This window comes from Bacillus crepusculi (genome assembly GCF_014764715.1).
GTDB lineage: Bacteria > Bacillota > Bacilli > Bacillales > Bacillaceae > Bacillus.
The window spans coordinates 31608-58555 of sequence record NZ_JACXXE010000008.1 but is presented as its reverse complement, the minus strand read 5'-3'; the positions used below and the strand labels follow the sequence as shown (position 1 = coordinate 58555).

Annotated in this window: 31 protein-coding genes; 18 read left to right on the top strand and 13 right to left on the bottom strand. The window is 41.1% G+C overall.

What is annotated here, in order from left to right:
- The first annotated feature begins 20 nt into the window (after positions 1 to 20).
- A complete protein-coding gene (locus IEE86_RS14225) occupies positions 21 to 788 on the top strand; it encodes a (S)-benzoin forming benzil reductase (protein ID WP_191097805.1) in 768 nt (255 codons plus the stop codon).
- Between the two features lie 144 nt (positions 789 to 932).
- Positions 933 to 1466 carry an HD domain-containing protein gene (locus IEE86_RS14220; protein WP_191097804.1) on the top strand — a complete coding sequence of 178 codons (534 nt, stop codon included), beginning with the start codon at positions 933 to 935 and terminating at the stop codon, positions 1464 to 1466.
- On the opposite strand, the gene IEE86_RS14215 is transcribed toward IEE86_RS14220, so the two are convergent.
- Positions 1463 to 2953, bottom strand: a complete 1491-nt coding sequence (locus IEE86_RS14215) for an esterase/lipase family protein (RefSeq protein WP_191097803.1) — start codon at positions 2951 to 2953, stop codon at positions 1463 to 1465. The two genes, IEE86_RS14220 and IEE86_RS14215, sit on opposite strands and share 4 nt — an antisense overlap.
- Positions 2954 to 3135: 182 nt before the next feature.
- On the opposite strand from IEE86_RS14215, the gene IEE86_RS14210 reads away from it, so the two are divergent.
- From IEE86_RS14210 to IEE86_RS14170, 9 genes are all read left to right on the top strand, one after another.
- The gene (locus tag IEE86_RS14210; protein ID WP_099681761.1) at positions 3136 to 3372 is read left to right on the top strand and encodes a YuzF family protein; all 237 of its coding nucleotides are present in this window, start codon (positions 3136 to 3138) and stop codon (positions 3370 to 3372) included.
- Positions 3373 to 3555: 183 nt separating this feature from the next.
- A complete protein-coding gene (locus tag IEE86_RS14205; RefSeq protein WP_191097802.1) occupies positions 3556 to 4659 on the top strand; it encodes an AI-2E family transporter in 1104 nt (367 codons plus the stop codon).
- 67 nt (positions 4660 to 4726) lie between these two features.
- A complete protein-coding gene (locus IEE86_RS14200; RefSeq protein WP_008345880.1) occupies positions 4727 to 4948 on the top strand; it encodes a spore germination protein in 222 nt (73 codons plus the stop codon).
- A 102-nt stretch (positions 4949 to 5050) separates the two neighbouring features.
- A complete protein-coding gene (locus IEE86_RS14195; RefSeq protein WP_034317131.1) occupies positions 5051 to 5272 on the top strand; it encodes a spore germination protein in 222 nt (73 codons plus the stop codon).
- 94 nt (positions 5273 to 5366) lie between these two features.
- A complete protein-coding gene (locus tag IEE86_RS14190; protein ID WP_191097801.1) occupies positions 5367 to 5615 on the top strand; it encodes a YueH family protein in 249 nt (82 codons plus the stop codon).
- Between the two features lie 27 nt (positions 5616 to 5642).
- Positions 5643 to 6050, top strand: a complete 408-nt coding sequence (locus IEE86_RS14185) for a YueI family protein (RefSeq protein WP_191097800.1) — start codon at positions 5643 to 5645, stop codon at positions 6048 to 6050.
- 60 nt (positions 6051 to 6110) lie between these two features.
- Positions 6111 to 6662 (top strand): cysteine hydrolase family protein, encoded by a 552-nt coding sequence (locus IEE86_RS14180; protein ID WP_191097799.1) that lies wholly within the window; start codon positions 6111 to 6113, stop codon positions 6660 to 6662.
- A 17-nt stretch (positions 6663 to 6679) separates the two neighbouring features.
- Entirely contained in the window at positions 6680 to 8149 is a 1470-nt protein-coding gene (locus IEE86_RS14175) for a nicotinate phosphoribosyltransferase (protein WP_191097798.1), read from the top strand.
- A gap of 138 nt (positions 8150 to 8287) precedes the next feature.
- Positions 8288 to 9514, top strand: a complete 1227-nt coding sequence (locus tag IEE86_RS14170; protein ID WP_191097894.1) for an EAL and HDOD domain-containing protein — start codon at positions 8288 to 8290, stop codon at positions 9512 to 9514.
- 109 nt (positions 9515 to 9623) lie between these two features.
- On the opposite strand, the gene IEE86_RS14165 is transcribed toward IEE86_RS14170, so the two are convergent.
- The gene (locus IEE86_RS14165; protein WP_191097797.1) at positions 9624 to 9977 is read right to left on the bottom strand and encodes a YuzC family spore coat inner layer protein; all 354 of its coding nucleotides are present in this window, start codon (positions 9975 to 9977) and stop codon (positions 9624 to 9626) included.
- A gap of 505 nt (positions 9978 to 10482) precedes the next feature.
- On the opposite strand from IEE86_RS14165, the gene degQ reads away from it, so the two are divergent.
- From degQ to IEE86_RS14135, 6 genes are all read left to right on the top strand, one after another.
- Positions 10483 to 10623 carry a degradation enzyme regulation protein DegQ gene (degQ, locus tag IEE86_RS14160; protein ID WP_003213123.1) on the top strand — a complete coding sequence of 47 codons (141 nt, stop codon included), beginning with the start codon at positions 10483 to 10485 and terminating at the stop codon, positions 10621 to 10623.
- A 151-nt stretch (positions 10624 to 10774) separates the two neighbouring features.
- Positions 10775 to 11689: a polyprenyl synthetase family protein gene (locus IEE86_RS14155; RefSeq protein ID WP_191097796.1), complete on the top strand. Its 915-nt coding sequence runs from the start codon at positions 10775 to 10777 to the stop codon at positions 11687 to 11689.
- Entirely contained in the window at positions 11686 to 11856 is a 171-nt protein-coding gene (locus IEE86_RS14150; protein ID WP_191097795.1) for a competence pheromone ComX, read from the top strand. The genes IEE86_RS14155 and IEE86_RS14150 overlap by 4 nt, the downstream gene beginning before the upstream one ends.
- Before the next feature lie 42 nt (positions 11857 to 11898).
- Positions 11899 to 14211: an ATP-binding protein gene (locus IEE86_RS14145; RefSeq protein WP_191097794.1), complete on the top strand. Its 2313-nt coding sequence runs from the start codon at positions 11899 to 11901 to the stop codon at positions 14209 to 14211.
- An 80-nt stretch (positions 14212 to 14291) separates the two neighbouring features.
- Positions 14292 to 14933: a two-component system response regulator ComA gene (gene comA, locus IEE86_RS14140; protein ID WP_003213500.1), complete on the top strand. Its 642-nt coding sequence runs from the start codon at positions 14292 to 14294 to the stop codon at positions 14931 to 14933.
- Between the two features lie 23 nt (positions 14934 to 14956).
- On the top strand, positions 14957 to 15346 hold the full coding sequence (locus IEE86_RS14135) for a hotdog fold thioesterase (protein WP_191097793.1): 390 nt from the start codon (positions 14957 to 14959) through the stop codon (positions 15344 to 15346).
- Between the two features lie 175 nt (positions 15347 to 15521).
- On the opposite strand, the gene mnhG is transcribed toward IEE86_RS14135, so the two are convergent.
- From mnhG to IEE86_RS14100, 7 genes are read right to left on the bottom strand one after another with little or no spacing between them, the layout of a single operon-like run.
- Positions 15522 to 15896 carry a monovalent cation/H(+) antiporter subunit G gene (mnhG, locus tag IEE86_RS14130; RefSeq protein ID WP_003213369.1) on the bottom strand — a complete coding sequence of 125 codons (375 nt, stop codon included), beginning with the start codon at positions 15894 to 15896 and terminating at the stop codon, positions 15522 to 15524.
- Entirely contained in the window at positions 15880 to 16161 is a 282-nt protein-coding gene (locus IEE86_RS14125; RefSeq protein ID WP_191097792.1) for a Na(+)/H(+) antiporter subunit F1, read from the bottom strand. The genes mnhG and IEE86_RS14125 overlap by 17 nt, the downstream gene beginning before the upstream one ends.
- A complete protein-coding gene (locus IEE86_RS14120; protein ID WP_191097791.1) occupies positions 16161 to 16640 on the bottom strand; it encodes a Na+/H+ antiporter subunit E in 480 nt (159 codons plus the stop codon). The genes IEE86_RS14125 and IEE86_RS14120 overlap by 1 nt, the downstream gene beginning before the upstream one ends.
- Before the next feature lie 6 nt (positions 16641 to 16646).
- Positions 16647 to 18125 carry a Na+/H+ antiporter subunit D gene (locus tag IEE86_RS14115; RefSeq protein WP_191097790.1) on the bottom strand — a complete coding sequence of 493 codons (1479 nt, stop codon included), beginning with the start codon at positions 18123 to 18125 and terminating at the stop codon, positions 16647 to 16649.
- On the bottom strand, positions 18118 to 18459 hold the full coding sequence (locus IEE86_RS14110; protein ID WP_003213576.1) for a Na(+)/H(+) antiporter subunit C: 342 nt from the start codon (positions 18457 to 18459) through the stop codon (positions 18118 to 18120). The genes IEE86_RS14115 and IEE86_RS14110 overlap by 8 nt, the downstream gene beginning before the upstream one ends.
- A complete protein-coding gene (locus IEE86_RS14105; RefSeq protein ID WP_044140818.1) occupies positions 18459 to 18890 on the bottom strand; it encodes a Na(+)/H(+) antiporter subunit B in 432 nt (143 codons plus the stop codon). The genes IEE86_RS14110 and IEE86_RS14105 overlap by 1 nt, the downstream gene beginning before the upstream one ends.
- Entirely contained in the window at positions 18887 to 21292 is a 2406-nt protein-coding gene (locus IEE86_RS14100; RefSeq protein ID WP_191097789.1) for a Na+/H+ antiporter subunit A, read from the bottom strand. The genes IEE86_RS14105 and IEE86_RS14100 overlap by 4 nt, the downstream gene beginning before the upstream one ends.
- Positions 21293 to 21512: 220 nt before the next feature.
- On the opposite strand from IEE86_RS14100, the gene IEE86_RS14095 reads away from it, so the two are divergent.
- Positions 21513 to 21722, top strand: a complete 210-nt coding sequence (locus IEE86_RS14095) for a hypothetical protein (RefSeq protein ID WP_191097788.1) — start codon at positions 21513 to 21515, stop codon at positions 21720 to 21722.
- A gap of 71 nt (positions 21723 to 21793) precedes the next feature.
- On the opposite strand, the gene IEE86_RS14090 is transcribed toward IEE86_RS14095, so the two are convergent.
- The 4 genes from IEE86_RS14090 to IEE86_RS14075 all read right to left on the bottom strand — a co-directional run bounded on the left by IEE86_RS14090 (position 21794) and on the right by IEE86_RS14075 (position 26843).
- On the bottom strand, positions 21794 to 23113 hold the full coding sequence (locus tag IEE86_RS14090; RefSeq protein WP_224741016.1) for a 2-hydroxycarboxylate transporter family protein: 1320 nt from the start codon (positions 23111 to 23113) through the stop codon (positions 21794 to 21796).
- A 195-nt stretch (positions 23114 to 23308) separates the two neighbouring features.
- Positions 23309 to 24268 (bottom strand): ABC transporter permease, encoded by a 960-nt coding sequence (locus IEE86_RS14085; protein ID WP_048237319.1) that lies wholly within the window; start codon positions 24266 to 24268, stop codon positions 23309 to 23311.
- The gene (locus IEE86_RS14080) at positions 24269 to 25315 is read right to left on the bottom strand and encodes an ABC transporter permease (protein ID WP_191097786.1); all 1047 of its coding nucleotides are present in this window, start codon (positions 25313 to 25315) and stop codon (positions 24269 to 24271) included.
- On the bottom strand, positions 25308 to 26843 hold the full coding sequence (locus IEE86_RS14075) for an ABC transporter ATP-binding protein (RefSeq protein WP_191097785.1): 1536 nt from the start codon (positions 26841 to 26843) through the stop codon (positions 25308 to 25310). Before IEE86_RS14075 ends, IEE86_RS14080 begins: the two co-directional genes overlap by 8 nt.
- Between the last annotated feature and the right edge of the window lie 105 nt (positions 26844 to 26948).

The window sequence follows — 26948 nt, the reverse complement described above, 5'->3', positions numbered from 1 at the left end:
CCGTTTCACTACGTAAAATAGTGTTATCAAGGGAGGAGATTGTCATTCGAATTTCAATCGTTACAGGAGGATCAAAAGGGTTTGGCCTAGCACTTGTGACCCGGCTGCTTTCACGCGGGGATCATGTGTACACTGCGGCAAGAAGTGCATCGCCAATATCCCATCAAAATCTCACACATACACAGGTCGACCTAACCGATGAGGCGGCAGCTGCCAAATGGCTTCAAGATAGTCTCACGCCGCAAACATTGGCAGATGCTGATGACATCTTATTCGTCAATAATGCAGGAGTGGTGACCCCTATTAAACGGGTTGGGCAAGGCGGGCAGGATATGCTTCATCAGCATTATACGTTGAACCTTGTCATTCCTGTTTTGCTGAGTCATGTATTTGCCAAGCAGACTCAATCATTCAAAGGGAAGAAAACGATCGTTCATCTTTCTTCTGGAGCGGCCAAAAACCCATACAAAGGATGGAGTGCGTATTGCAGCTCCAAGGCTGGACTCGATATGTTTATGAGGACCTTACATGAGGAACAGCAAGATGAGGCGTATCCAATCCGCACGTTTTCCTTTTCACCTGGCACGCTTGATACAGATATGCAGGGTGAGATTCGGAAGTCTTCAAAACAAGACTTCGAACAAATTGACCGTTTTCAGCAATTATATGAAACGGGCGCGCTGAAGAGTCCAGATGAAGTCGCATGTATTTTGCTCGACCTTTTAGCGGATGACCCAGCTGGCGGATGTGTATACGATGCACGTGAGTATGTGAAAAAGCAGTCATAACGACTGCTTTTTTCGTATGGTACAAGCAAAAACGGCTGGCTTGACATAAGCTAATTTTGAGACTCATTGGAAATATGACAGAACATTTGAGTTTCTTTTCAGAATATGTTAGGATGCTAAAAATATAGATAAGGAGGGGTCTCCATGAGAAAGGTTACATTAATGGATGTTTATACCCATCCAGTCGCTCAAAAATATTTAAATCGTTCAGGAAAAGCCCATGCCATTGCTTGTGCTTATCACGCATTCAAGCTGGCGATGCAGGCAGGAATTAACCCAGATCTTGCTGTGAAAGCAGCGCTCTTGCATGACATCGGTCACTATGAATGGTATACAGACGGCGGAGAATGGGATTACGAAACATATAGACGGAATGATATTCATGCCATTAAAGGCGCAGAGAGGGCTCACAAGCTACTCATACGTCTCGGCGAGGAACCAAAAGCAGCCAAAGATATTGCACTGGCTATTCTGCTCCATACCGATTCTTATTTGCCAGAGGGCGACCTTCATAAGGACACACTCCAGCAAATTGTGAAGAAAGCAGATGAAATGGATGAAGAGCCTGGCGGACACCATCATTACAGACAAATTGATGAATCACTTGCGCTTAAAAAAATGACTGATTTAGATCAAAAGGTGCAACAGGCACTTCAGCCCATGAAACGCTCTGTTTAGTATGGAACGTCTCCATGAATATTTCCTTGATGATCGACATACAATGTGCGAATAACGGTACGGTTAAACGCAGATGTACCTGACGCAGTGAGTCCGGTGTAATGAACCGTGACAGAATAAGCACCTTCTTTTTTCAATTGAACGGCTGATGAGCTACTTGTTTTCAGTGGATGATCTTTTTGCGCATCATTAAAGTAAGTGGTTTCCACTGTTTTGCTTAACCGTTTAATCCGACTGCTTGAATGTGTTGATGCATCTCCTGACTTCGATGCAGCTGCTTTAATTTCTTCGTTTAATGGCGAATCGAAGGAAACAAGCAGCAAATAAGGAGCCTTTTTCTCTGAATTTGATCGAATGGTCCATTTTCCAGGAACGGGTTTATTGATTTGCACATGGTGTGAATATGCGCCTTCATATGGGAAAGATGCTTCTGCTGTCGTTAGTTTCGTTAAGACATCTCCATTTGGGGCGACGATTTCCGGCTGCGCCTCCTGCGTTTCATTTAACCACTGAATCGATAAGCCATTCGTTCCTTCTTCTACATAGAATGCTTCTGTTTTATCCTTTTCACTTTCCCCGCCTTTGACATATACGTCTGTATTCAGATCAGCAGAGACTAGCTCTTGTTTCGATTCATCTTCATCTTCATTTTCAGCATTCGCAGTGCTTGCCAGCAGTTGATTTTGGAACACTGGGAACATGCTTGTGCCGTTTTTGATCGAAAAATGATCCCATTTTCCTGTTAAAATATTATTTGCGTACGATAACCTTGTGCTGCTTACTGTGACAGCGCCATCGTTTGCGCCAAAGCTTTTTAAATACATGCCACCTAAATACAATACACCGCCAAATGTTCCCCATTCCGAACCAGAATAGGTGATATATTTATTTGGGAACGTCTCTAGCCGATCGGTTTCACTTCGAAAAGCTGCCATGAGACCTGTCTGTAAAGAATAGAGTGCGTCGCTTTTTTGTCCAAGAATTTGTGCCAGCCAGCTTCCGCCTTTGCTATAGGCTAAATCCGCAAGCGGCGTCCCGTAATGGGGGGACCCGAGTGTGATGACCTTTTCCACATATGGATGGGCATTGTAATACACGAGTGCAGATTGTGCATCCACTCCGCCTTTACTATGGCCGATCACAATGAGTTTTCTTCCAAAAAAATCATAGATTTCTTTTAGCTTTTCAGCTAGTAGTTTGCCATTGTTTTTGATGTCCTGATCTGGATACAAATCTATGAATGCGCTCTCGTATCCGTTCAGAACAGCTTGTTTTGCCATATCGTTTCGATCGAACCAAGTGGAGGAAGAGCTGTTAATGCCATGAACAAAAACAAGCGGGGGTTTTGACTCGTCTTTTTGAGCCGGCTCTTCTCCTTTAAACCACTTTCCTGGTGTACCAGGTTCATCTCCAATTGTGCCTGCATACGCATAACTTGCAGAGGATAAAAAGAGCATGACAGCAACGATACAAAGTAATTTTTTCAAGATAATTCACCTCTTCAAATGATTTAAGTTGTTGGCAGCACCAATCTATTATACTTCTAAAAAATGTAAAAAAATATAATTTGTAAAAATACGGTATTAATGTTGTGGGTTTGCCCTGAGTGACATTCACATGGGTCATTGCATACGCTGTGGGTAAATACACAAGTAAAGGGGCAGGTAGGATGGCACAACAAGGAAGTCCACAGCTTGTTTCATTGGTTGATCCATATGTTTATCAAACATTGCAGAAAGTGGTCGGTATGAGATTGATTGTTCAAACAGTGAAAGATACTGTGCGTGGAAAATTGAAGGAAGTCATGCCGGATCATATTGTGATTGAGGCGGGGACAAAATCAGTATTTTATGTGCGAATCCAGCAAATTGTCTCGGTGATGCCTGATCACAGTGAAAGAGTGTAACAAGCAGACGCATAGGTGTCTGCTTTTTTCATGCTTACAGAATGTATATCTGGAAAAAGTGCATGATATACCAATTGTTCTTTTTTTTTCAAAAAGTGTGGTTCTAAAACAAGAAGCAGTTGACAGAAGGTGGGTTGAATAGTAGTTTTTTAATAAGATCAATACGTAACAGGAGGAGCATCTTTGCTAAAATCTAAAGTTCATTTTTGGACATTCCAAATATTACTTGTTTTACTCATTGTGTATGTATCAACAAAGGTATCGTTTTTGTTTCAGCCGATTATATTATTTGCGTCAACCCTGTTTGTCCCCATCTTGCTGGCAGGCATTCTCTTTTTCATCTTTAATCCCATTGTTCGATTTTTGTCCAAGAAAATTCCTAGAACACTTGCCATCTTGATCATTTATCTCCTGTTCATTGGACTCATCACGATCATTGTCAATGCTGCTGGACCTGTCATTGTGACGCAGGTGGGTGGACTTGTACAAAGCTTCCCTGGTTATATCACGGACATGCAGAAATTTATTAACGATTTCTCGCATTCCAAAACATTTACTTGGATGATGAGCCAAGATTATGTGTCTGTCTCAAAGTTTGAACAGACGGTCGTTTCGACATTAAAGGCATTACCGGAAAACATTGCTTCAAGCATGTCTGCGGTGTTTGGCGTGATTGCGAATATTGCCCTAGCTGTCATCACAGTTCCATTTATTTTATTTTATATGCTGAAAGACGGGCATAAGTTTCCGGACAAGCTCGTTCAGTTCTTGCCAATGCCTTACCGCAAGGAAGGGCTAAAGATCTTCAAAGAATTAAATGACACGCTGGCGGCTTACATACAGGGGCAAATTATTGTCTGTTTGTTTGTCGGAGTCGCTTGTTTTATCGGATATTTGTTAATTGGTGTGAAATATGCACTCATTCTCGGCATTATCATTGCGGTCACAAATGTGATTCCATATCTTGGACCATATCTCGGCGCGGCACCAGCTGTGCTCATTGCCTTTCTTGATTCGCCTGGAAAAGCAGTGGTGACAGTGATTGTGATTCTTGTTGTCCAGCAAATTGATGGAAACGTGATTTCTCCATTAATTATTGGGAAACGACTTAATACACATCCATTGACCATCATCCTGCTATTGATTGGGGCAGGAAGCTTTGGCGGGATACTGGGCATGATCTTTGCCGTTCCTGTCTACGCACTGCTCAAAGCCATCACCCTGAATATTGTTAGATTGGTTCAACTGCGCCAGCGTTCTCGAAAAGAACAGCATTTAAACGTCTAGGACAGATGCACAACTTTTCCCTTTTTGCATAAAATGATGGATATAAGCAGATAGGGGGAAGATGCTGATGCCTGCAATCGTTGGACCTATTCATATCGAGTCGTTAGGAGGGAATGGTTCGGCTACATTCGGTGATGTTCTGGCCATTGCCCCATTGGCCGTAGACCACTCTACTGGCGGGGCGGGAGCCTTTAATTCAGGTGATTATATGTCCCTCACAAGTGATCCAAACGCCACTATGCTGTGGGACTTTACACTGTTTGGTCAGCCTCAATCATTTAATGCATAGAAAGGCAGCTGATGATAAGACGTATCAGCTGTCTTTTTTATGTTGGATATACACGTATTTTTTTCATAGGCATATGATGAGGGTAGTAAAGGTGGTGGAAAGATGCCAGCAATTGTTGGACCAATTCATATTGACCGTGTGATTGGAAACGGTTCTGCACATTTCGGTGATGTTTTTGCTATTTCGCCAAAAAGTGTTGATCACTCCGCCGGTGGTTCAGGTACTTATAATGCAGGGGACTTTGTTCAATTCTTCAACAGTCCAAACGTCACATTTGTCTGGGATTCAAACCTGATTAGTCAGCAAAAGAGCTTTAATGCGTAGCCAGCTTTGAAAGGGATTCCTTTTCAGAAGCTGTCTTTTTTTATGGTACAATGGATATGGATGTAAGAAGAAAAAGAGGTGTGAACAGAGTCAAATGAAAATAAGAAAAGCACACATCACAAGCGGACAACCGAAGACCTACAATGTATATTTACATGAAAATAAAAAAGAATATAAAACGCTTGTCGCCGTACCTGATATTGAATGGAGTATGTCTATTGCGTATGAGGACGAAAAAACGCAGCTTGAACATTCACTTGAGCAATCCTTAAAGGAAAGAGTAGAAACAGACGAAGCACGTGAGCTCGCACTAAAGATTGTGCACTGGGTCACAGAAATGTAAATTCAAAAACCAGGAGTGAAAACAGCGATGAAAGAAGAATCCGTAGACTTTTATTTACAGCAAGGGATATTTGGACATGCTGAAACAAAACCCGATGAACGAAGAATGTTTCTAGGTTCATTAAGGGAACGAGCGCTTCTCGCCTTGACAAAAGGACAGGTATTAAGAAATAAACCGTATCAAGAGGTAGAACAAGTATTAAAGGCCAATCGGCAAGCCACTGTTCTTTTAAATGGTGAATTGTCTTATGCGTCTTATTCTCAATATGTCAAAATGGCAAATGCCGCTGGATGCTCATTTAAAGTGGTGAATCATCACGAAGCGCACTCGCCTTTTGGTCTTGTTATAGAGGTGCCAGATGCAATCAATCAAGGGCACATCTATATAGAAGATGAGCTGTTTCAAAAAGCTTTTTCTCATGAATCTGTTGAATAGGTTTCCCTAGTGAAATGAATAGGCTATAATGATTCAAAAGAGCATATGGGAGAGATGCGGATGGGCAAAGCATTGATTTGTATTGATTATACAGTTGATTTTGTTGCAGACGACGGAAAGCTGACATGTGGAAAACCTGGACAGGCGATTGAATCTAAGATCACTGAGATCACTTCTTCGTTTATTGATGAAGGACACTTTGTCGTCTTTGCGGTCGATCATCATGAAGAAGAGGACCCTTATCATCCAGAGACAAAGTTATTTCCGCCCCATAATATTCGCGGGACAGAAGGAATTGAACTTTATGGCAAACTAAGTTCACTATTTCACACGTCAAAGCATTTAAAGCATGTCTACTATATGGAAAAAACAAGATACTCTGCTTTTGCAGGCACTCAATTAGAAATGAAACTGCGCGAGCGTGGCATCACTGAGCTTCATTTAGCCGGAGTGTGTACCGATATTTGTGTACTTCATACAGCTGTTGATGCGTACAATAAAGGCTTTGAGCTTGTGGTTCACCAAAATGCTGTGGCAAGTTTTAATGAAGCGGGGCACGAGTGGGCACTTTCTCACTTTGAGCATACGCTTGGTGCGAAAGTGGTTAAGTAAGGGAAGGAGAATGGAAGTTGGAGCATCGGTTTATTGACGACAGTTTATCACTACATACAGATCTTTATCAAATTAACATGGCAGAAACGTATTGGAGAGACGGTATACATGAGAAGAAGGCAGTCTTTGAGCTCTTCTTTAGAAAGCTTCCATTTGACAACGGCTTCGCTGTATTTGCTGGGTTAGAGAAAGCGATTGAATATTTATCGGACTTCTCCTTCACCGAAAGCGATCTTGCGTATTTAAAAGATGAACTCGGTTATAAAAGCGATTTCATTGAATACTTAAGCGGGTTGTCCTTTACAGGTACACTTCATTCAATGCGAGAAGGCGAAATTGTCTTTGCGAATGAACCAATTATGCGCATTGAAGCAACACTAGTTGAAGCGCAGCTCATCGAAACGGCACTGCTCAATATTGTGAATTTCCAGACGCTGATCGCAACAAAGGCGGCTCGAATTAAGGGAATCATTGAAGATGAGACAGCATTAGAATTCGGGACAAGACGAGCGCATGAAATGGATGCAGCGATGTGGGGAGCAAGAGCGGCTCTGATCGGCGGATTCCAGGCGACAAGTAATGTTCGTGCAGGGAAACGCTTCAATATCCCAGTATCAGGAACACATGCCCACGCGCTTGTACAAGCCTATCGCGACGAGTATATGGCATTTAAAAAATACGCTGAAACACATACAGACTGCGTCTTTTTAGTCGATACGTATGATACCGTCAGATCAGGCATTCCGAATGCGATTAAGGTAGCAAAAGAGTTCGGAGATAAAATCAACTTCATTGGTGTCAGACTGGATAGCGGAGACCTTGCCTACTTGTCTAAAAAAGCTAGAACGATGCTGGATGAAGCAGGATTCCATGACGCAAAAATCATTGCATCAAGTGATCTTGATGAACATACCATTATGAATTTAAAAGCACAGGGTGCAAAAATTGATGTGTGGGGTGTTGGGACAAAACTGATCACAGCATTTGATCAGCCAGCCCTCGGTGCTGTGTATAAGCTTGTGTCGATTGAAGAGAACGGCAAGATGAATGACACCATCAAAATTTCATCTAATCCAGAGAAAGTCACAACACCGGGCCGTAAACGTGTGTACCGCATTATCAATCAATTGAATCATCACTCAGAGGGCGACTACATTGCGCTTGAAGAGGAAGATGTTCATAGTGAGGATAAGCTGAAAATGTTCCATCCTGTGCATACATTTATCAGCAAATTTGTCACAAACTTTGTAGCAAAGGATCTTCACGTCCCAATCTTCGAACAAGGGAAACTTGTGTATGATAATCCGGATATTCAAACGATTCAAGCCTATGTGCAGGACAGCCTCGGACTCTTCTGGGAGGAGTACAAACGAATCAGCAAACCAGAAGAATATCCAGTCGATTTGAGTCAAAAATGCTGGGACAATAAGATGCAATTTATCCATGATGTGAAAAATAAAATCAAAAAAGAGCTTTATGAAAGCTAAGTATGGAAGAGAGGAGATCATCAAGCCAGATGGTCTCTTTTTTTCATGTTGACCGGTTCAAAATGAACCATTTGGACAATCATTTGGTATACTGAAAGCACATCTTGTTTGTCATTGCATAAAGGAGGATTGGAGCAGTTGAGGGTGTTTGTTGCGAGACAGCCTATTTTTAACAGAAAAGAACAAGTCGTATCATACGAGCTGCTTTATAGAGATAGTGAAACCAATACATATAGCGCTGAAGATGGTGATCAAGCGACAACGGACCTCATTATTAACAGTTTTTTAAATATTGGTATCGAAACACTCACAGAAGGAAAGCGATGCTACATTAATTTCACCGAAAGCTTGCTTTCGTCTGATCTGCTCACGTATTTTGATCCGCATCAGCTTGTGGTCGAAATATTAGAAAATGTACCGATTACCCCGGCACTTATTATGAGATGTAAGCAATTAAAAAAATGGGGATACACGATTGCACTCGATGATTTCTTTCTAAGCGGAACACATTTTAGTGACAAGCTGCTTGACGAACTCCTCTATTGCATTGATATTTTAAAAATTGACTTTCTGAAGACAACATCCGAAGAGCGAAGAGATATTCTGCATACATATCAAAAGTATCGCCTTCGATTCCTTGCAGAAAAGGTGGAAACACGAAAAGAATATGAAGAAGCGCTGGAAGCCGGCTTTCATCTGTTTCAAGGGTATTTCTTTAGTGAGCCGCACGTGATATCAGGACGAGCATTATCAACTAGCTTCCATGCGTACCACCAGCTTTTAAATGAGCTAAGCCAGGAACAACCGAATATCCAGACAGTGACGCATTTTATTGAAAGTGATCTTTCGCTATCATACCAATTATTAAAAATGCTCAACTCAGGCGGCATGAGACGCCTTTATCAAATTAAGAGTATCCGGCAGGCGATTATTCTGCTTGGGTTTAATGAGATTCGGCGATGGATCTTTATTCTTTCATTCAAGGAACTGAATGTCCAAGCCAACTCAAGCCAAAAAGAAATTATCAAAATGTCATTCATTCGTGCGAAAACGTGTGAGCTCATTGCCAATCGTACTGAACGAGAGCATCCAGCTTCATATATGCTGACAGGCATGTTTTCACTCATTGATACACTTGTCAGGGCAGACATTACAGAACTTGTGAAAGAGCTGCCGCTTTCTGATGAAGTTGGCGAAGCACTACTTGGCTATGAAAATGATTATTCTTTTGTGTTAGACATTGCCAAACGTATTGAACGAAATGAATGGGATGATGAGATGTTAGATGGGAATCTCCCGAAGCAAGAAGCCTACGGATGTTATATAGAAGCCATTGAATGGTGCCATAAAATGTTTGAATCTTAAGCATATTGATAAACCCCCGCATCCGCCGGCAGGTCTATGCACCGGTGCATCAAAGGGGTTTCAAATCACGCTAAAGAAAAGCCGCTCTGACACGAGCGGCTTTTCTTTGTTATCCCCACTGTAAAAGGAGAAAGAGCCTGCTTGAACTCAGAGACAAGTAGATACGAATGCCTTCAGGACTAAAGCGGAGATCAATGTTGCTTTTCACACCGATTTGCTTCAGCATTCGGATGACACTTGTCGTATCAGAACGTTCAGCAGCCTCCATAATTCGCTGTGCAAATGAAAGTGAGCTGGAAATCTGCTGTGTAATGAGTGAAGCATCAGCAACAAGACGTGCTGATTCCTTTGCGGCTCGTTGAAACGAGTGGGCATCAACTGCAGGAAAAGTCATAGGCGTGCGCGGGTATGCACTGCTCATTGCGGGAACCTGCAAAGTAGGATACGGAACATAGTAAAACAAATGGTCACCTCTTCTCTCAATGAAGTGAATTTGGACGGATATCTGTTCTAAATGTATGTAGAAAATCAGAAGAAAGAATCAAAATGATTTTTCTATCTTTGGAAAATCATCGTAAAAATAGGTAATTTTGCGGTCAGTTTCGGTGAATGTCGCCAAAAAATTGCGGTGTCCACAATAGCGTCTGTCGTCTGACCTATGACACGTAAAATCGAGGATACGGAAGGGATCGTACGTTCTGTTGTGAGAGAAGTGTGACGAAGGATGCCTATTCTTGTCATAAAAATGACGGAGTTGCTTTGAAATTGAGATAAAAGTATGATTTGAAAAGTCAGAAAATGATGAAAAAAGACCTATTGAGTTTTGCGGTATCACGCACACATTTTGTGCATACTTTTCGGTGAAAAAATACTCAATAGCATTTACACTGTTAGTAACAGATCAAATACTTATGACCCAATCAACATACACAAATACATTGATCTTCCAAAAAAGGAGAGTGGAATCGATGGAAAAGTATGAAATCGAAGAACTTAAACAATTATTATGGAAACTCGAAAACGAAATTAGAGAAACAACGGCTTCTCTTCATAACATTAACAAAAGCATTGATCAATACGACAAATATGAATATGTGAAAATTTCTTAAAGACTTGATCATCATCAAGTCTTTTTTTTATCCAAATACATACAAAAAAAGGATATATTATTATATAATTGTTAAATAGTGATGTCAGTGGACATTTGCTCATGTCTTTTTAGTAAAATAAGAGGCGAGAGGGTGAGGTACAAGACCGAGTATGCTAAACTATCTAGAGAATACAAAAATCAAGCAGAATATGTCTGATTTTATTCAACATGCAGTCAGGCAAAATGATTTACAAAAACTGCTTCTAACATTTACAGATAGAAAAAATGAATTTCCTCTTGGCCAATTGGCTTACCAGCACTATGAGGCATTTGGAGGACAAGACAAGCAAGCGATTACAAAATTAGCAGCAGGGATTGAACTTCTCATTTTATCAGCCGATATATTAGATGATATTGAAGATCAGGACAATGATTCGTATCCTTGGATGAACGTTAACCAAGGAGTGGCCATCAATGCTTCTACGTATTTGTATACGCTGAGTATCCAACTCATCACATCAATTTGTGAAAATAATTCTCAATTAATCGAGAAGTTGTTCCACTTCATCACAATGTCAATGGAAGGACAGCATGAGGATTTGAGTCATATGCATGGAACAGAAGAAGAGTGTATAGAGGTTTTAAGGAAGAAATCAGGATCATTAACAGCTCTTTCTAGTGTACTGGGTGTTTATTTAGCGACGAGAAAAATCAACTCCACTGTTGAATCTTATTCCATATATTATGGTGTTGCTGAACAGATCAGTAACGATTTTTTTGCGTTATTTTCGAAAAAAAACGGAGATTTTCTAAAAAAACAAACGCTGGCATTTAGCTATTTACAAAGAGGCTTTAACGATGCCAGTCAAGAGATTCTTACGTTCTTTTCTAATCGTCTAAATGAGTCAGAACAAAAGTCATTTCAGCTAAAGCAGAAATTACTTGAAGCAGGTTTGACTCAGTACATGGTGTCAATGAGAGAGATTATGCTGTTAAAAATGAGGCTAGGGATTGACCAACTTGATTTACCTAAAACAAAGAGGGAGCAATTGTATGCATTTATGACAAAGGAGGGAAATGATTGAACATTCAAAATGTTATTGCATATTTAATGAAAAATCCTAGTGTTGTGAATGAATTGGACTTAGGGAATGCAAGTTTAATTCACACAGATGAGCAAACCACGAAAGCAATTATTCGGGGCATTAAAAAAGGGCAAATGTCTGCAGACTATATATGGTACTATAAATGATGCTTTTCATTTAAAAGTTCTCCAGTTAAGGATGTTTTATACATGAAGATAACTTATACGAAACTATCTGCTTTTTTGGTTTTTCTGTCTTTTTTATTTGTGATCTATGTTTCATATATTTATGTATTTGATATTTTTAATGGAGCACGTGTAGCGGAGAACAAGAACGGTCAAGCAGAAGTTGTCAAAGTTGAATATCTTTCTTTAGCCTACACATCAGGATTAGAAGAAGGAGATATTATACTTAAAATCAACGGGGAACCTGCTAACAACAAAAATCATTTGATCAATGGTGAGCTTAGGAATGTGCAAAGAATTGATATTCAAAGAGGCAACCAAATGATCACCCTTAAAAATAAGACATTGATTGGTCAAGAAAGTTTATTTGTCTATTTAATTCCTCTCGTCCTGTATTCAATTTGTTTATTTTGTATCTTCTTTATCATTAGAATTAACAAAGAGGCCCAACGAAAATCAGCATTTCTTTTGGTTTTATTTTTATTAACGATTTGTATCGGATATCTTAGTGCAGGTACTTCAGGAATTGGCGATAGGTTTAGTCATTATGTGATCGTATTTTGTTTATCAAGTGTATTTATCTTTTATATTCATTTCATTTATCAATATTTCAAAGAGTTTGACCTGCATATAACGACTCAAAAAACGATTCGCTTTTTATATAGTCTTCCTATAATTAATCTAGTAATAGAGTCATTTGTTCCAATTGATTCGGTGATAGCCAGATACATGCCAAGTTTAAATCTTTTATTCTTTTTCGCTTCTATTATCATTTCATTCAAAGTGATTATCAATGGAATGCGGAAATATAAAGAGACAGAGCAGGGGTCTGTTTTAAAGTTTTTTGTCATGATTAATATCATAGCATTTTGTCCATTTATATTTTTATTTGCAGTTCCATATGTTTTGTTTCGTATTTATGTGGTAGATCCCTTTTTCTTGACTTCTTTTGTTTTGCTCATTCCTTTTTCACTCGTGTATCAATTTATGACGAACAAACTTTACAATATGGATTTTTTGATTAGCAGACTGAAATACTATGGCTTTCTAGCCATCACACCGACTATTTTTGTTGTCGTCACGTTTTACATTCTGCAGAAACCAGAAGACTTGAAGTACACAATAAAGCTAGCATTAATCACCTATACACTCATGCTTGCTGTCTTCTATTTCAAAGAAATTCTAGATTTCCGCTTCCGGTTGAAACGTTTTTCAGAGAAGCATAATTACCAGGACAGCGTCTTTAAATTTACGCAGCTCATTCGTGAGGCCTCGTCACTAAATCAAGTGCTATATCATTTGAAATACACCATTTTAGAAGTACTTGTTGTGAATAAAGCCTTTGTGCTTGAAGTGAAGGCAGATGGTCAGATTGAAGAGATTGGTGAATCGACAGATGATAGCAAGCTATGGAAAGAGTATGTGGATCAATTTCAAGATATTTTAGGTGAAGTAGGGAAAATCATCGGGCTTGATAAAGGCTTTATGATGAAAATTGGGGAGCGGGGCGGTCACTCGTTTGTGATTTGCTGTTTATCCAATTTAAAGACACCGAAATTGACGCGGGATGAGATTTCTTGGCTGAAAACATTGGCCTTTTACACAAGTGTCAGTTTAGAAAATGTCGTCAAGATTGAAGAATTGATGGAGCATCTTGACGATTTGAAACAGCGTGAAGCCAATCCCGCGTGGCTGAAAAAGATCATGTTTGCGATGGAAGAAAAGCAGCGCTCCGATTTAGCGAGGGATCTACATGATTCCGTGCTGCAGGACTTGATATCGCTAAAAAGGCAGTCAGAGATGTTTTTAACGAATTTTCAAAACGACCAATGCCCAACATCTATTCAAAATTCACTCATCTCATGGAATGAACAAATGTCTAAGGTCATTCAAACCACGAGAGAAACCTGTCATGAGCTTCGGCCGCAGCTGCTTTATGATTTAGGTTTAGTGAAGGCGATATCGAAGCTAACTTCTCAAATCCAGGAGGAAGCACCGTTTCATATTAGGCTGAATACGACACGCTTTGATAAAGAGCTGGACATTGATATTGACTCTCAGCTCAATATTTACCGGATTGTTCAGGAGCTGTTATCCAATGCCTTGAAGCACTCCAAAGCCAATCAAGTGTTAGTGATGCTCATTTGTATTAAAGATCAGGTTGTTCTTCATTATGAGGATGACGGAGTCGGTTTTGATGCAAGTCAGCTTGATCAGCACACAAAAAGCATGGGCTTATCGGGAATAAGAGAACGTGTCAAGGCGTTAAATGGAAAGCTTCAAATTCACACAGCACCCGAAAAAGGGCTCAAGGTGAAAATTGAAATGGAATTGTAACGATTTATTAAGGATTAAGACTTGGCATCTGCCAAGTCTTTTATATAAAATGGAAGTGAGTGATTTAAAGGGAGGAAGACATGAAGAAGATATTGGTCATTGATGATCATCCGGCTGTCATGGAAGGGACAAAAAGCATATTAGAATCAGATCAGCAGCTATCAGTCGATTGTTTAAGTCCTGATGCAGAAGCCGCCTTTTTAAAAACGCATGACTTTTCCATCTATGATGTGATTTTGATGGATTTAAATCTCGGGGATATCAATGGAATGGACATTGCGAAACAAATTCTAGAAACAAATCAACAAGTGAAAATTATCATTTATACCGGGTATGAAGTAGATGATTATTTTGAAGAGGCCATTCGAGCTGGATTGCACGGTGCAATTAGTAAAACAGAGACAAAAGACAAAATTATTGAATACATACACCGCACATTGCAAGGAGAAGTTGTCATTCAGCTATCCTATTTAAAGAAATTAATTTCACAGCAGCAAGAAAAGCCAGAACAAGCGCAGGAGACTGATCACGAGCTGTTAACAGAGCGAGAGTGTCTAATCCTTAGAGAAGTGGAAAAAGGGTACACGAACCAAGAGATTGCCGATGTGCTTCATTTGAGCAAACGCTCGATTGAATACAGCCTAACCTCCATCTTTAATAAGCTGAATGTCGGATCTCGAACCGAAGCGGTGTTAATTGCAAAATCTGAAAGTGTGCTGTAAACGTGTGAAGGGAGAGGGCCTTGATGGAAGTGAGTGGAGCCAATACACTGCTTGAGGCACTAGGGATTGAGATTGTAGAGTGCAATGAGTTACGATGCGTTGCAACAATGCCAGTCGACCACCGAACAAAACAGCCATTTGGCTTACTGCACGGAGGAGCATCTGCTGCTCTAGCAGAAACCGTGGCGAGCATGGGGGCTGCTGCTCATTTAGACTTAACTCAGCAGGTTTGCTCAGGTATTGAAATCAATGCCAATCATTTAAAATCTGTACGCGATGGAGTGGTGACAGCGACAGCTGTTCCTGTACATGTAGGACGTCGTACAATGGTATTCCAAATCGATATAAAAGATGATCGAGACCGGCACATCTGTACGTCAAGATGCACACTTGCTGTCATTGATCGCATATAAAAAAGCTCCCGGTGCAGCGGAAGCTTTTTTTTTTAGATTTTGTTGAGCGACCAATCGAGATTTTGTTATCACTTGAATGTCAAACCATACAAAACAATCAATGATTCTAAACGTTTAGTAGGCAAATGAGATGGTGTTTTTTTCTGCACACATTCACAAATGAATAGATCGCCTTTTATAAATAAGAATCTTCTTTTCGTTTAATAACGAAATTACGAAAACCACCATAATCATCCTGTACGCTACGTTTGTCCATCTTGACACCCGTATTATAGGCGGCTCTTCCAATCAAATGAGCGCCGACTGGAGCTGTCAGAAAGATAAACACGATCCCAAGTAGGATTTTCGCAGAGATAATGCCTGCAAGAAACCATTCGTGAAAAAATACACCGACCAAAATGAGGACAACGCCAAGTGTCGATGCTTTTGATGCCGCATGCATGCGTGTGTAAACATCCGGCAGGCGAAGTACGCCAATGGCTGAAATGAGACAAAGGATGGCGCCAAGCAGGATAAAGAAAATGACAATGGCTTTAGCGATGACGATCATTTTCAATCACTTCCCCTTTCTCAAGGAATTTGGAAAAAGCGACAGTGCCGATAAAGGCAAGGATACCGAGCAGTAAAATAATTTCAAAGAACGTTGTCGTTTTCAGTAAAATGGACACGATGGCGGTCATCCCAATTAAATTGATTCCTATCGCATCAAGCGCACTTACACGATCAGGAATAGAGGGACCTTTGATGACCCGTATAACAAAAAGAAAAGTAGACAGCGCAAGTATGCCAAGTGCAATTTGCAATATGAGTTCCATTACTTACCGCTCACCTCCTGAATCGCTTTTTCAAAAGAGACCCGAATATCGTGAATGGCTTTTTCCGCATCTTCAATATCCATGGCATGAATGTATAAAATCGAACGATCATCGGAAATATCGATGACTAGTGTACCTGGTGTCAATGTAATCATATTAGACAGTATGGTGATTTCCCAATCCGTTTTCAAGTCTGTACGAAAGGCGAAAATGCCGGGCTTAATCGTCAGCTTTGGAGATAATACGGTCTTTAATACACTTAAATTGGCAAGAAGTAGCTCGCGAATAAAAATGATGATAAGCTTAAAAATCGCATAAAGAGCATAACCGTAAAAACGCTGCGGGAAGAATCGCCGCAACATAAAAATGGCGACCATCCCTAGCACAAAGCCTGAGACAAAGTCTGCGGCTCTGTATGTATCATTCATAAACATCCATGTAAAGGCAAGGAGAGCGTTTAGTAATATTTGAAAGGCCATGTTCATCTACTCCTTCAGCACAGCTTGAATATATTTTTCTGGTGTTGAAAGCATTTCCGCTGCTTGATTGATATAAGGGGCAATGAACTCTGTCCCTAACCCAATCGCAAGCGACAAGATCACAAGCAGTACGCCTGGATACACCATTCCTTTAATTGACGGTTTCCTTCTTCGCATATCCTGTTCCTCGCCCCAAAAGGCAAGCATGAAAATCCTCATAATCGAATAAAGGACAAGAAGACTCGACAGTAAGACAAGGATAGAAAACGTCATATGTCCAGCAGAAAATCCACCTTCAACAATTTTTAGCTTTCCAACAAATCCACTCAGCGGCGGAATGCCTGCAAGTGATAAAGCTGAGATGAAAAACATCCAGCCGAGGAGAGGCTGCGATTGAATCAGCCCGCCCATTTTTTTTAGGTTATTTGTGCCAGCATAGACAAACAGTGCACCAGCCAGCATAAATAAAGCGCCTTTGATCACCATGTCATGAATGAGATAATAAATGGCCCCTTGGAGTGAGGCGGGTGTATTGACTGCAATCCCAAATAAAATGACCCCAACTGCTGTGACAATGTTATAGATCACGATCTTTTGCACATCAGAATAGGCAATAGAGCCAATCACACCGAATATGACCGTGAGTGCGGCAAGCCAAGCCATGAGCGTATGTGTAAATCCTGTATCATGTATAAAAATTAACGTAAAGACTCTGGCAATCGCATATAAGCCAACCTTTGTCAGCAGTGCGCCAAATAGAGCTGAAATCGCCGCTGGCGGTGCATGATACGATCCAGGCAGCCAGAAATAAAGCGGGAAGACCCCGGCCTTTAAGCCGAAAACAATGAGGAACAGAATAGAAATGACGGTCATTAACCCGGTTTGTCCCGATTCAGCTATTTTCACACTTAAATCAGCCATATTCAGTGTGCCAGTGACGGCATATAAACAAGCCACACCGACAATAAATAATGCCGACGAGATGATATTAAATACAATATATTTGAGTGATTCACGAAGCTGAGGCTTTGATCCGCCTAACACAATCAGCATGTAAGACGCCATCAGCAGTAATTCAAAGAATACAAACAGATTGAAAATATCTCCGGTTAAAAAGGCTCCGCTCACGCCGGCTAACAAGAACTGGACGCCAGAGTAATAGAACAGCCGCTCTCTTTCCTTCCCAATTGTTTGAAAGGAAAAGAGCACTGTGACAAGTCCAACAATGGAAGCAGTCAGCACAAGGAGAGCAGCAAACTGGTCGGCTACAAGGGCAATCCCAAATGGGGCTTTCCAGCCGCCCAAATAAAGGGTTTGGATGCCGCTTGTGAAAATTGTTTGGACCAAATATAGATTACAGATAATGGCTGAAAGAGAGGCAAAGACACTGAAGCCTCTTGACAGCATGATGTTCTTATTCATAAAGATCAATAGTGTCGCAGCTAGTAATGGAATCAAAATAGGCAGGATCACGAGATTATTCATGCTGATCATTTCCTCTCATTTGATCCATGTCATCTGTTCGCAGCTCTTGGAAGGCACGGAAGGCCATGACGAGCAAAAAGGATGTTACACCAAAAGCAATCACAATAGCTGTTAAAATTAATGCTTGTGGCAATGGATCTACATAGGATGTGAGCCCCTCTTTTAAAATAGGAGGTGCTCCTTTTTTCAAGCCGCCCATTGTTAAAAGAAGCAAATGGACGCCGTGACTTAAAACGGCAGTACCGACGATGACCCGTAGAAGGCTTTTTGAAAGCATTAAATAGGTCGCCGCCATAAAAATAATTCCGACGATAATAGACATTAGAAATTCCATTATTCCTTCTCTCCAATCGTTTGAATAATGGTCATGGTGACACCAACAACAACTAAATATACACCGATATCAAACAGTACGGCTGTCGCCAGTTCTGTTTTCCCTAAAAACGGCAGTTGGAAATAATCAAATGTATGGGATAGAAAAGGCGCACCGAATAGAAATGATCCCATACCCGTCAGGATCGCAACGAGCAGCCCAGTCGCTGCAACATAAATAAAGTTAAACGGTAGAATGCGTCTTACTGTTTTTAGGTCATAGGCTAAAAGCAGAAGAACGACAGCCCCAGCACTCATCAGGCCGCCAATGAACCCCCCGCCAGGGTTGTTATGCCCCGCAAGAAATAGGTGAAGGGAGAAAAGCAGGATGATGAATGCTGTGATTTTTGTTGTGACTTGTAAGAGCATATCATTCGTATCAATCTTTCTCATCGCCGCACACCTCTCTTCCGTTTTCCTTGCGCTTTTAATAACCCATAGATACCGAGTGCCGCAATGGCTAGTACGGTAATTTCAAAGAGTGTATCAAAGCCCCTGAAATCTACAAGAATGACATTGACAATGTTGTCGCCGCCTGCAAGCTTGTAGCTGTTTTCAATAAAGTAAGTTGAGATGGTGTCAAATGACTGCTGACTTGTGGAAGCAAAAGCTAGGCAGGTGACAATGACCCCAACTCCTAATGAAATGATCAAATTGGTTAATTTGAATCTTCTCGTTTTTTGCTTCAAGCTCAGCTTTGGCAAATGATAGAAGCAAAGCAAAAACAGTGCAACAGAAATCGTTTCAATAATCAGCTGCGTCAGCGCTAGGTCAGGTGCTCTGAAAATCACGAAGAATAATGACAGCGTGTATCCCATGACACCTAGAGCAATAATGGCTGTTAAGCGTGAGCGGGCGAATACAGTCGTGACCGTCGCGGCGACCATCACAAGTGAAAGGATGGCTTCGTACGTGCCGATTGATGCAGCCTGATCTGTTTGAAATGAGAAGGCTTGCTGATAGACCATGACACTGCCAAGTACGATAATCATAAATCCAAACACATAGACAAGGTAGTCACGAAGAAAACCAGTCATATAGCTGTTTGTCAGGCGGTAAGAGCCTTTTTCTATGCCTGTCAGCGAACGGTCATATAAAGCATTAAATGACCATTTTTCCTTAAATATGTTGTACATTGGGCGCCATTTTGACAACGTCAAATATCCGATGATTCCTAGAGCCACAACACCTATTGTCATATAAAGCTCTGGCTGGAAGCCATGCCACGCTTCAATTTTTACAGCAAAACGACTTCCTGGATCAATGGCATCAGGAATGATTGCAGCAATCGCGGGTTCGATGACAGAATAGGCAAGAATATTTGGGAAGAAGAAAAAGGTGACCACAAGTGCAGCTAGAATCATTGGCGGAATGAGCATACCAATCGGTGCTTCATGCGGCTTTTTCTCCAATTGGTCTACATTCAGACGACCTCTAAATGTTTTAAAGAGGAGCATCATACTGTAAATGAACGTAAACACACTAGCAAGCCAAGCAATTGCTGGGAAGACAGCCCCCCATGTTGAAACGTCCGTAAAGCTGATGTCAGAAATCCGGATCATACTTGTGAAAAATAGCTCTTTACTTAAAAATCCATTAAATGGCGGGAGTCCAGCCATCGAGAACGTGCCGATTAATGTAATCGTAAAGGTAATCGGCATGATGGTCATTAATCCGCCTAATTTCCGAATGTCACGCGTGCCCGTTTCGTGATCGATAATCCCAGCTGCCATAAAGAGACTGCCTTTAAAGGTAGCATGGTTAATGAGATGAAAAATAGCAGCAAGGACGGCTGCGCCAAAAAAGGCAGGATTGTTTTCATGAATCGCAGCTGCGCCGACACCAAGCATAAGCATTATCATGCCGAGCTGACTAACCGTCGAATAGGCTAGGATGGCTTTTAAATCGTTTTGCCGGACGGCGTGGAATGATCCCCAGAATAATGTGACAAGTCCGACGATAGAAATGGTCCAGAACCACACCTCGGATATAGCAAAGATTGGACTAAAGCGGGCAACAAGATAAATACCGGCTTTTACCATCGTAGCAGAGTGTAGATAACTGCTCACAGGGGTTGGTGCTTCCATTGCATCAGGCAGCCAGATGTAAAATGGGAACTGCGCCGATTTCGTAAAGGCACCTAGTAGAATCAGGATCATGGCAGGGATAAAGTAAGGTGATGCCATAATGAGCTGAAGCTGATTGACTGCTTCACGAATACTGAATGAATCAGTGATCAGATAGATGAGGATAAATCCGCCAAGCATAGCTAATCCGCCAAACACAGTAATAAGAAGTGATTTGGTTGCGCCATAGCGTGAGCGCTCCCGCTTATACCAATACCCAATTAAGAGGAAGGAAGAGATACTCGTTAGCTCCCAAAACAAGTAAAGAACCACCATGTTGTCAGAAAGAACGACACCTAGCATAGCGGTCATAAACATTAACAAATACGTATAGAAAGAGCCAAGCTGTTCTTTTTCCTTCGATAAATAAAAAATACTGTACAACACAACAAGTGCGCCAATACCTGTAATTAATAAAGCAAATAACAGGCTGAGACCATCGACATACACAGTGAAATTCATCCCTAAGGATGGAATCCATTCAGCCTGTGAGAAAAGCGTTCGTCCATTCGAGGTGATATGTAACATTTGAATGAAATAGGTAAATAAAAGAATCGGCAAGATGAGAACAAACCATCCTGTATGTATACGCCTTACATATTTAAAAAGGAAAGGGACCACAAAGGCGAGTAAAAAAGGTGATAGGATGGCGAAGTGAATAAGCTGCAAGAAAATGAACCTCCTTTGATCAATAATAAATTCACGTTCTAAAGAACTGGTAATTAAAATTATAGCGTAAATACAGCCATAGTGCATTGGTTTGAAACGATTTCAAGCAAACTGTATTTATTTTAGGTTCTTTTGACCACAAAAATAATTTTATCAAAAATGAATCTCATTGTATATTGTTTTGTATTTCGTACATGCTTTTCTTAAAGGAGCTGATCAAATGAAACGAAAGATCGCCATCAGCTTAAGCATATTCTGCACGATTTTAGGAGGAGCATTCTTCGTTGATCGAAATGATCAAAAAAGGTGGCAGGCTAGAAGTGAATGGCCGCTATTTTCTGAACATCTTCTCCATATGACGTACGAAGAGGCCAAGCAGTACCCTTTTCAGCCTCGCGAATATTTACGACTTGTATTAGCTGATGAATAAGACATATAGGAGAAAAGAAATATAAAAAAGCATGTGCCCTTTATAAGAGCCCATGCTTTTTATTGTTTGGATTAAGTAAACATTCTAAGTAGGATCGTTGCGCAGATCACAGTTGCTGCTCCGCCAAGACGTGTAGAGACTTGAGCGAAAGGCATAAGTCCCATTCGTCCAGAAGCTGAAAGGATCGCAACGTCACCAGTACCGCCAAGTCCGCTGTGGCAGCCAGTCACAATTGCAGATTCTACTGGATACATGTTCATTAATTTCCCAACGAAGTAACCAGAACCAACCATTCCTAGAACAACAGCGATACATACACAAACGAAAGGAATAGAGATAACAGTCGCTACATCATCAAGTGGAATGTATAGAATTCCTAAACCAACCATGAGAGGCCATGTAAAGCTTTTCGATACAAACTTGTAGAACTGCTGTGAACCGTCTTGCAGATGCTGAGGCATCACGTTTAAGTATTTGATTAATGCTGCAAGAACAATCATTAAGATTGGACCTGGAATATGAATAAAGCTTTCTAATAACCCGCCAAAGATAAAGGTTGTACACGCAACAAGTACACCTGCACCCATTAAGCTGAAATCAACTTTCTTATCTATTTCAGGCTGTTCGAAAATTTCATTTGCTTCTTTTGATTTAACAAGTCGTCCATTACCATTTAGTTCAGGACGTTTTTCACCAAGCTTCTTCAATGCGCCAGCACAGATAATGGCAATGACGTTCCCAATCACAGCAGCAGGAATTAATTGAGAAATTAATGACTCTGCTGATACACCAAGAATTTGTGAATAAGCGATAGATAATGGCAAAATCCCTTCTCCAACGCCACCGGCAATAATCGGCACAATAATAAAGAAGAACGAATGATGCGGTGTGTAACCAACTAAAAGACCCACAAGAATCCCAGCACTCACAGCTGCGATTGTACCTGCAACAAGAGGAACAAACATACGAATAAGTCCTTGTACTAATACCGTTCGCTGCATCCCGAGAATACTACCTACGACAAGAGCAGAAATATAGAAATAAAGGAAGTTAGACGTTTTCATAAGAGACGTAACCGCTTCCAACGAGTTCGGATTCAGAACATGAAAAAAGACCAGGAACGATGGTACGAATAAAGAAAGAATCGCTGGTCCACCAATATCTCTTAAGATTGGAATACGTTGTCCTACATCTCCAAGGAAAATCCCTAAAATCATAATAACAGCGAAACCGCCAAGCATATTTGCTGGAATTTTATTAAAATAAGCGGCCGTTAAAATAATCGCTGCAAGTACTAAATACACAGGTAGATCAATAACACCAATTTTCCAAGACATCATCTTTCGGAAAACGCTTTTATTATTGTCAGAATCATTTGTAATCGATTTCAATTGTTGTGCATTAGCCACATAAACACCCCCAAATGCTATTTGTCTCAATTGTAGAAGATTCTGTGACACTCATCTATTTATTAAACTAAATTAAGTGTAATAAAAGTAAAATAAATAGGGGGATTTTATCGTTTTTATCATACAAAAATCCCCTGAAGGTAGTTTATCCTTCAGGGGATTGATCATACATCGTATTTATCGTTTTCCTTTTAAATAAGGTGTACCAAGTGCTTTTGGTGCATCTGCTCGTCCGATGAAGCCAGTAAGTGCTAGGATCGTCAGCACATATGGTGCAATGAGCATGTACACGTTCGGTATATCCTGAAACAGCGGTAAAAGTGAGCCGATGATGCTTAAACTTTGTGCAAATCCAAAGAATAAAGCAGCGCCCATTGCGCCGAATGGATGCCATTTGCCGAATACAAGCGCAGCTAAAGCGATGAAGCCTTGACCAGTAATGGTCGCATGTGAGAAATCAAGCGCGATGGTCGACGCATAAACAGCTCCGCCAAGACCGCCAAACAGACCACTAATGAAGACGCCGATATAGCGCATCCGGTACACTTTGATTCCCATTGTATCAGCAGCCATTGGATGCTCTCCAACTGCACGAAGACGAAGACCAAACGGCATTTTAAACAAAACAAACCAAGCAACAACCGCAAGAGCCAAGGCGAGTATGGACGTATAATAAACATCTTTGAAGAAAATATCGCCAATGATCGGAATATCACTTAAAAGGGGAATATCTCCTTTATAGAAAGGCTCTGTAATTTTATCTGTTTGTGCTTTCCCGTAAATGAGTTTCACGACAAATAGTGTAGCGCCAAGTGCCAGCATGTTAATGGCAACACCACTGACCGTTTGATCTGCTCGGAAGGTAATGGTCGCAACTGCATGAATTAGAGAGAACAATCCGCCAACGGCCATTCCGATGAGAAGCCCAAGCCACGGGGTCAAGGCCCCAAACGTATCAGCAAAAAATAAGTTAAAGATAATACTGGAAAATGCTCCGACGACCATCAAACCTTCAAGACCGATATTGACAACACCTGATCTTTCTGAAAAGACGCCTCCAAGAGCGGTTAAAATAAGTGGTGCAGCATAAACAAGTGTAGCTGGGACGATGATTTCAAGTATTTGCAGAAATCCCACTTATTTTCCCCCCTTTTTCTTCATTTGTTGAATGACAAGACGGATGATATAGCTTGAGGCGACGAAAAGAATAATGATCGCAATGACAATATCAACGACCTCAGTCGGTACGCCAGATTCAAGTGGCATATTTAAAGCACCGACCTTCAATCCACCAAGCAGTAATGCCGCTAAGACGACACCAACGGCTGTATTTCCGCCTAATAAGGCAACAGCGATTCCATCAAAACCGACGCCTGTAAACGAGCCTTTAATAGAGGCATATTCAAATGTGCCAAGACCTTCCATTGCGCCTGCAAGCCCTGCAAAGGCACCTGAAATGAGCATCGCATAAATGATGTTGCGGCGAACGTTCATGCCGGCATAATGTGATGCCTGCTGGTTCATCCCAACAGCCCGTAATTCAAAGCCTTTAGAGGTTTTTTGAATAATGACCCACATCACGACCGCAGCAATAATGGCAACAAAAATCCCATTATGCATTCGGGAAAAATCGGTGATTTGCTCAAAAAATCCAGAGCGAAGTGAGGCAGTGGCATCAATTTTTTCTGTCTTATCTTTATTGTCTGTTAAGACATTTGAGATCAAATAGTTTGTGACATGAAGCGCAATATAGTTCATCATGATCGTCACAATGACTTCATGAACATAAAATCGGGCCTTTAAAAATCCAGGAATAAAGCCCCATAATGCACCTGCGGCAGCAGCCGTGATGAGTGCAAGCGGCAGATGGATATACATAGGTGCATGGACGGTTGTTCCGATCCATACAGCAGCTACCCAGCCAATGAGCATTTGACCTTCTACACCGATATTAAAGAGACCTGTCCGAAATGCAAAAGCAACAGCAAGTCCTGATAAAATATAAGGTGTCACTTGCCTGATGGTTTCTCCCATATAATAGGTTTCACCGAAGACGCCATTCCAAAGGGCACCGTAGCCTTCGATGACACTATAACCGCTTGCCAGCATAATAATGGCCCCAACGAAAAGACCAAGTACAATGGCTATAAGCGGAATCAGCAGATTTGTTAAGCGATTAGACATTTGCTTCTTTCCCCACTTCCTGTTGCGTACTTCCAGCCATTAATAGACCTAGCTCTTGCTCTGTTGTTTCTTTTGGATCAACAATGGCAATAATGCTGCCTTCGAAAATGACAGCAATCTTATCACTGACATTGATAATTTCATCAAGCTCAAAGGAGATGAGCAAAACGGCTTTGCCGGAGTCTCTTTGCTCAATCAGACGCTTATGAACAAATTCAATCGCACCAACATCAAGACCTCGTGTCGGCTGAGCGGCAATTAATAAATCAGGATTGCGGTCAACCTCACGGCCAATAATGGCTTTTTGCTGGTTACCACCTGACAGGGCGCGCGCCTCTGTATATTCACTCGGTGTTCTTACGTCATACTCCGCAATGATTCGTTTTGCTTTTTCATAAATATTTTTCATATTCATCAAGCCAAATTTTGAGTAAGGACGCTGATAATACGTTTGTAAGGAAATATTTTCTCCAATTGAAAAATCGAGTACAAGTCCATGCTTATGACGATCTTGAGGAATATGTCCAATCCCAGATTCGGTGACCTTACGAGGCGGGAGATTTTGAATGGCTTTCCCGTTTAGCATGATCGTGCCAGATTCTGATTTTTTTAGACCGGTAATGGCTTCAATTAATTCAGACTGACCATTGCCATCTACCCCAGCAATTCCGACAATTTCGCCAGCCTTCACTGAGAGATTCAGATGTTTGACCGCTTCGATTCCTCGTGCGTCTTTAACAGTAAGGTCCTCGATTTGAAGCACTTCCTCAGCAGGAGAGGCTGCTTTTTTGTCAGTTTTAAATGAGACTTCCCTGCCAACCATGAGGCTCGCAAGTTCGTCTTTATTTGTGCTTTCCACATCGAGAGTACGAATGCCTTGGCCTTTTCGAATAATGGTGACGCGATGACAGGCATCCATAATTTCTTTCAGCTTGTGGGTAATTAAAATAATGGATTTGCCTTCATTGATTAAATTTTTCATAATTTGTATGAGTTCTTTAATTTCTTGAGGTGTTAAGACGGCTGTTGGTTCGTCGAAGATCAAAATGTCAGCGCCGCGGTAAAGTGTCTTTAAGATTTCTGCACGCTGCTGCATGCCGACAGAGATGTCAGATACTTTTGCGGCAGGGTCTATTTTCAAACCATAGCGGTCAGAAAGCTCTTGTACTTGCTGTATGGCTTGTTCTTTGTCAATCTTTCCAAACTTCTTTGGCTCTTTTCCTAAAATGATGTTTTCAGCGACAGTGAATGTATCAACAAGCATAAAGTGCTGATGCACCATTCCGATGCCTAAATCACTCGCATCATTTGGACTAGAGATGGTCACAGGTTTTCCGTGTACCTTGATTTCACCTTTTTCAGGCTGATACAGTCCGAAAAGCACGTTCATGAGCGTTGATTTTCCAGCGCCGTTTTCACCAAGTAGCGCATGAATTTCGCCCTTTTTTAGCTGTAGCGTAATGTTGTCGTTTGCTACAATGCCAGGGAATTCTTTGCGTATATTCAACATTTCAATGACATAATCCACAGGTTTAACCGCTCCTTTTTTAGGGTGCTGATGAAGATAAAAACTAGCAAAAGAAAAGCTGCAAAACGAGGCTGCAGCTTTTCTTTTACCACCTTTTACGAATAA

Coding starts and splice junctions, on each gene's coding strand:
- IEE86_RS14095 (WP_191097788.1), top strand. CDS start 21,513: ATGAAACGAAAGATCGCCATCAGCTTAAGCATATTCTGCACGATTTTA.
- IEE86_RS14195 (WP_034317131.1), top strand. CDS start 5,051: ATGCCAGCAATTGTTGGACCAATTCATATTGACCGTGTGATTGGAAAC.
- IEE86_RS14080 (WP_191097786.1), bottom strand. CDS start 25,315: ATGTCTAATCGCTTAACAAATCTGCTGATTCCGCTTATAGCCATTGTA.
- comA (WP_003213500.1), top strand. CDS start 14,292: ATGAAGAAGATATTGGTCATTGATGATCATCCGGCTGTCATGGAAGGG.
- IEE86_RS14125 (WP_191097792.1), bottom strand. CDS start 16,161: ATGGAACTCATATTGCAAATTGCACTTGGCATACTTGCGCTGTCTACT.
- IEE86_RS14220 (WP_191097804.1), top strand. CDS start 933: ATGAGAAAGGTTACATTAATGGATGTTTATACCCATCCAGTCGCTCAA.
- IEE86_RS14200 (WP_008345880.1), top strand. CDS start 4,727: ATGCCTGCAATCGTTGGACCTATTCATATCGAGTCGTTAGGAGGGAAT.
- IEE86_RS14210 (WP_099681761.1), top strand. CDS start 3,136: ATGGCACAACAAGGAAGTCCACAGCTTGTTTCATTGGTTGATCCATAT.
- IEE86_RS14155 (WP_191097796.1), top strand. CDS start 10,775: ATGCTAAACTATCTAGAGAATACAAAAATCAAGCAGAATATGTCTGAT.
- IEE86_RS14185 (WP_191097800.1), top strand. CDS start 5,643: ATGAAAGAAGAATCCGTAGACTTTTATTTACAGCAAGGGATATTTGGA.
- IEE86_RS14145 (WP_191097794.1), top strand. CDS start 11,899: ATGAAGATAACTTATACGAAACTATCTGCTTTTTTGGTTTTTCTGTCT.
- IEE86_RS14115 (WP_191097790.1), bottom strand. CDS start 18,125: ATGAATAATCTCGTGATCCTGCCTATTTTGATTCCATTACTAGCTGCG.
- IEE86_RS14105 (WP_044140818.1), bottom strand. CDS start 18,890: ATGAGAAAGATTGATACGAATGATATGCTCTTACAAGTCACAACAAAA.
- IEE86_RS14180 (WP_191097799.1), top strand. CDS start 6,111: ATGGGCAAAGCATTGATTTGTATTGATTATACAGTTGATTTTGTTGCA.
- mnhG (WP_003213369.1), bottom strand. CDS start 15,896: ATGATCGTCATCGCTAAAGCCATTGTCATTTTCTTTATCCTGCTTGGC.
- IEE86_RS14120 (WP_191097791.1), bottom strand. CDS start 16,640: ATGGCCTTTCAAATATTACTAAACGCTCTCCTTGCCTTTACATGGATG.
- degQ (WP_003213123.1), top strand. CDS start 10,483: ATGGAAAAGTATGAAATCGAAGAACTTAAACAATTATTATGGAAACTC.
- IEE86_RS14190 (WP_191097801.1), top strand. CDS start 5,367: ATGAAAATAAGAAAAGCACACATCACAAGCGGACAACCGAAGACCTAC.
- IEE86_RS14135 (WP_191097793.1), top strand. CDS start 14,957: ATGGAAGTGAGTGGAGCCAATACACTGCTTGAGGCACTAGGGATTGAG.
- IEE86_RS14110 (WP_003213576.1), bottom strand. CDS start 18,459: ATGGAATTTCTAATGTCTATTATCGTCGGAATTATTTTTATGGCGGCG.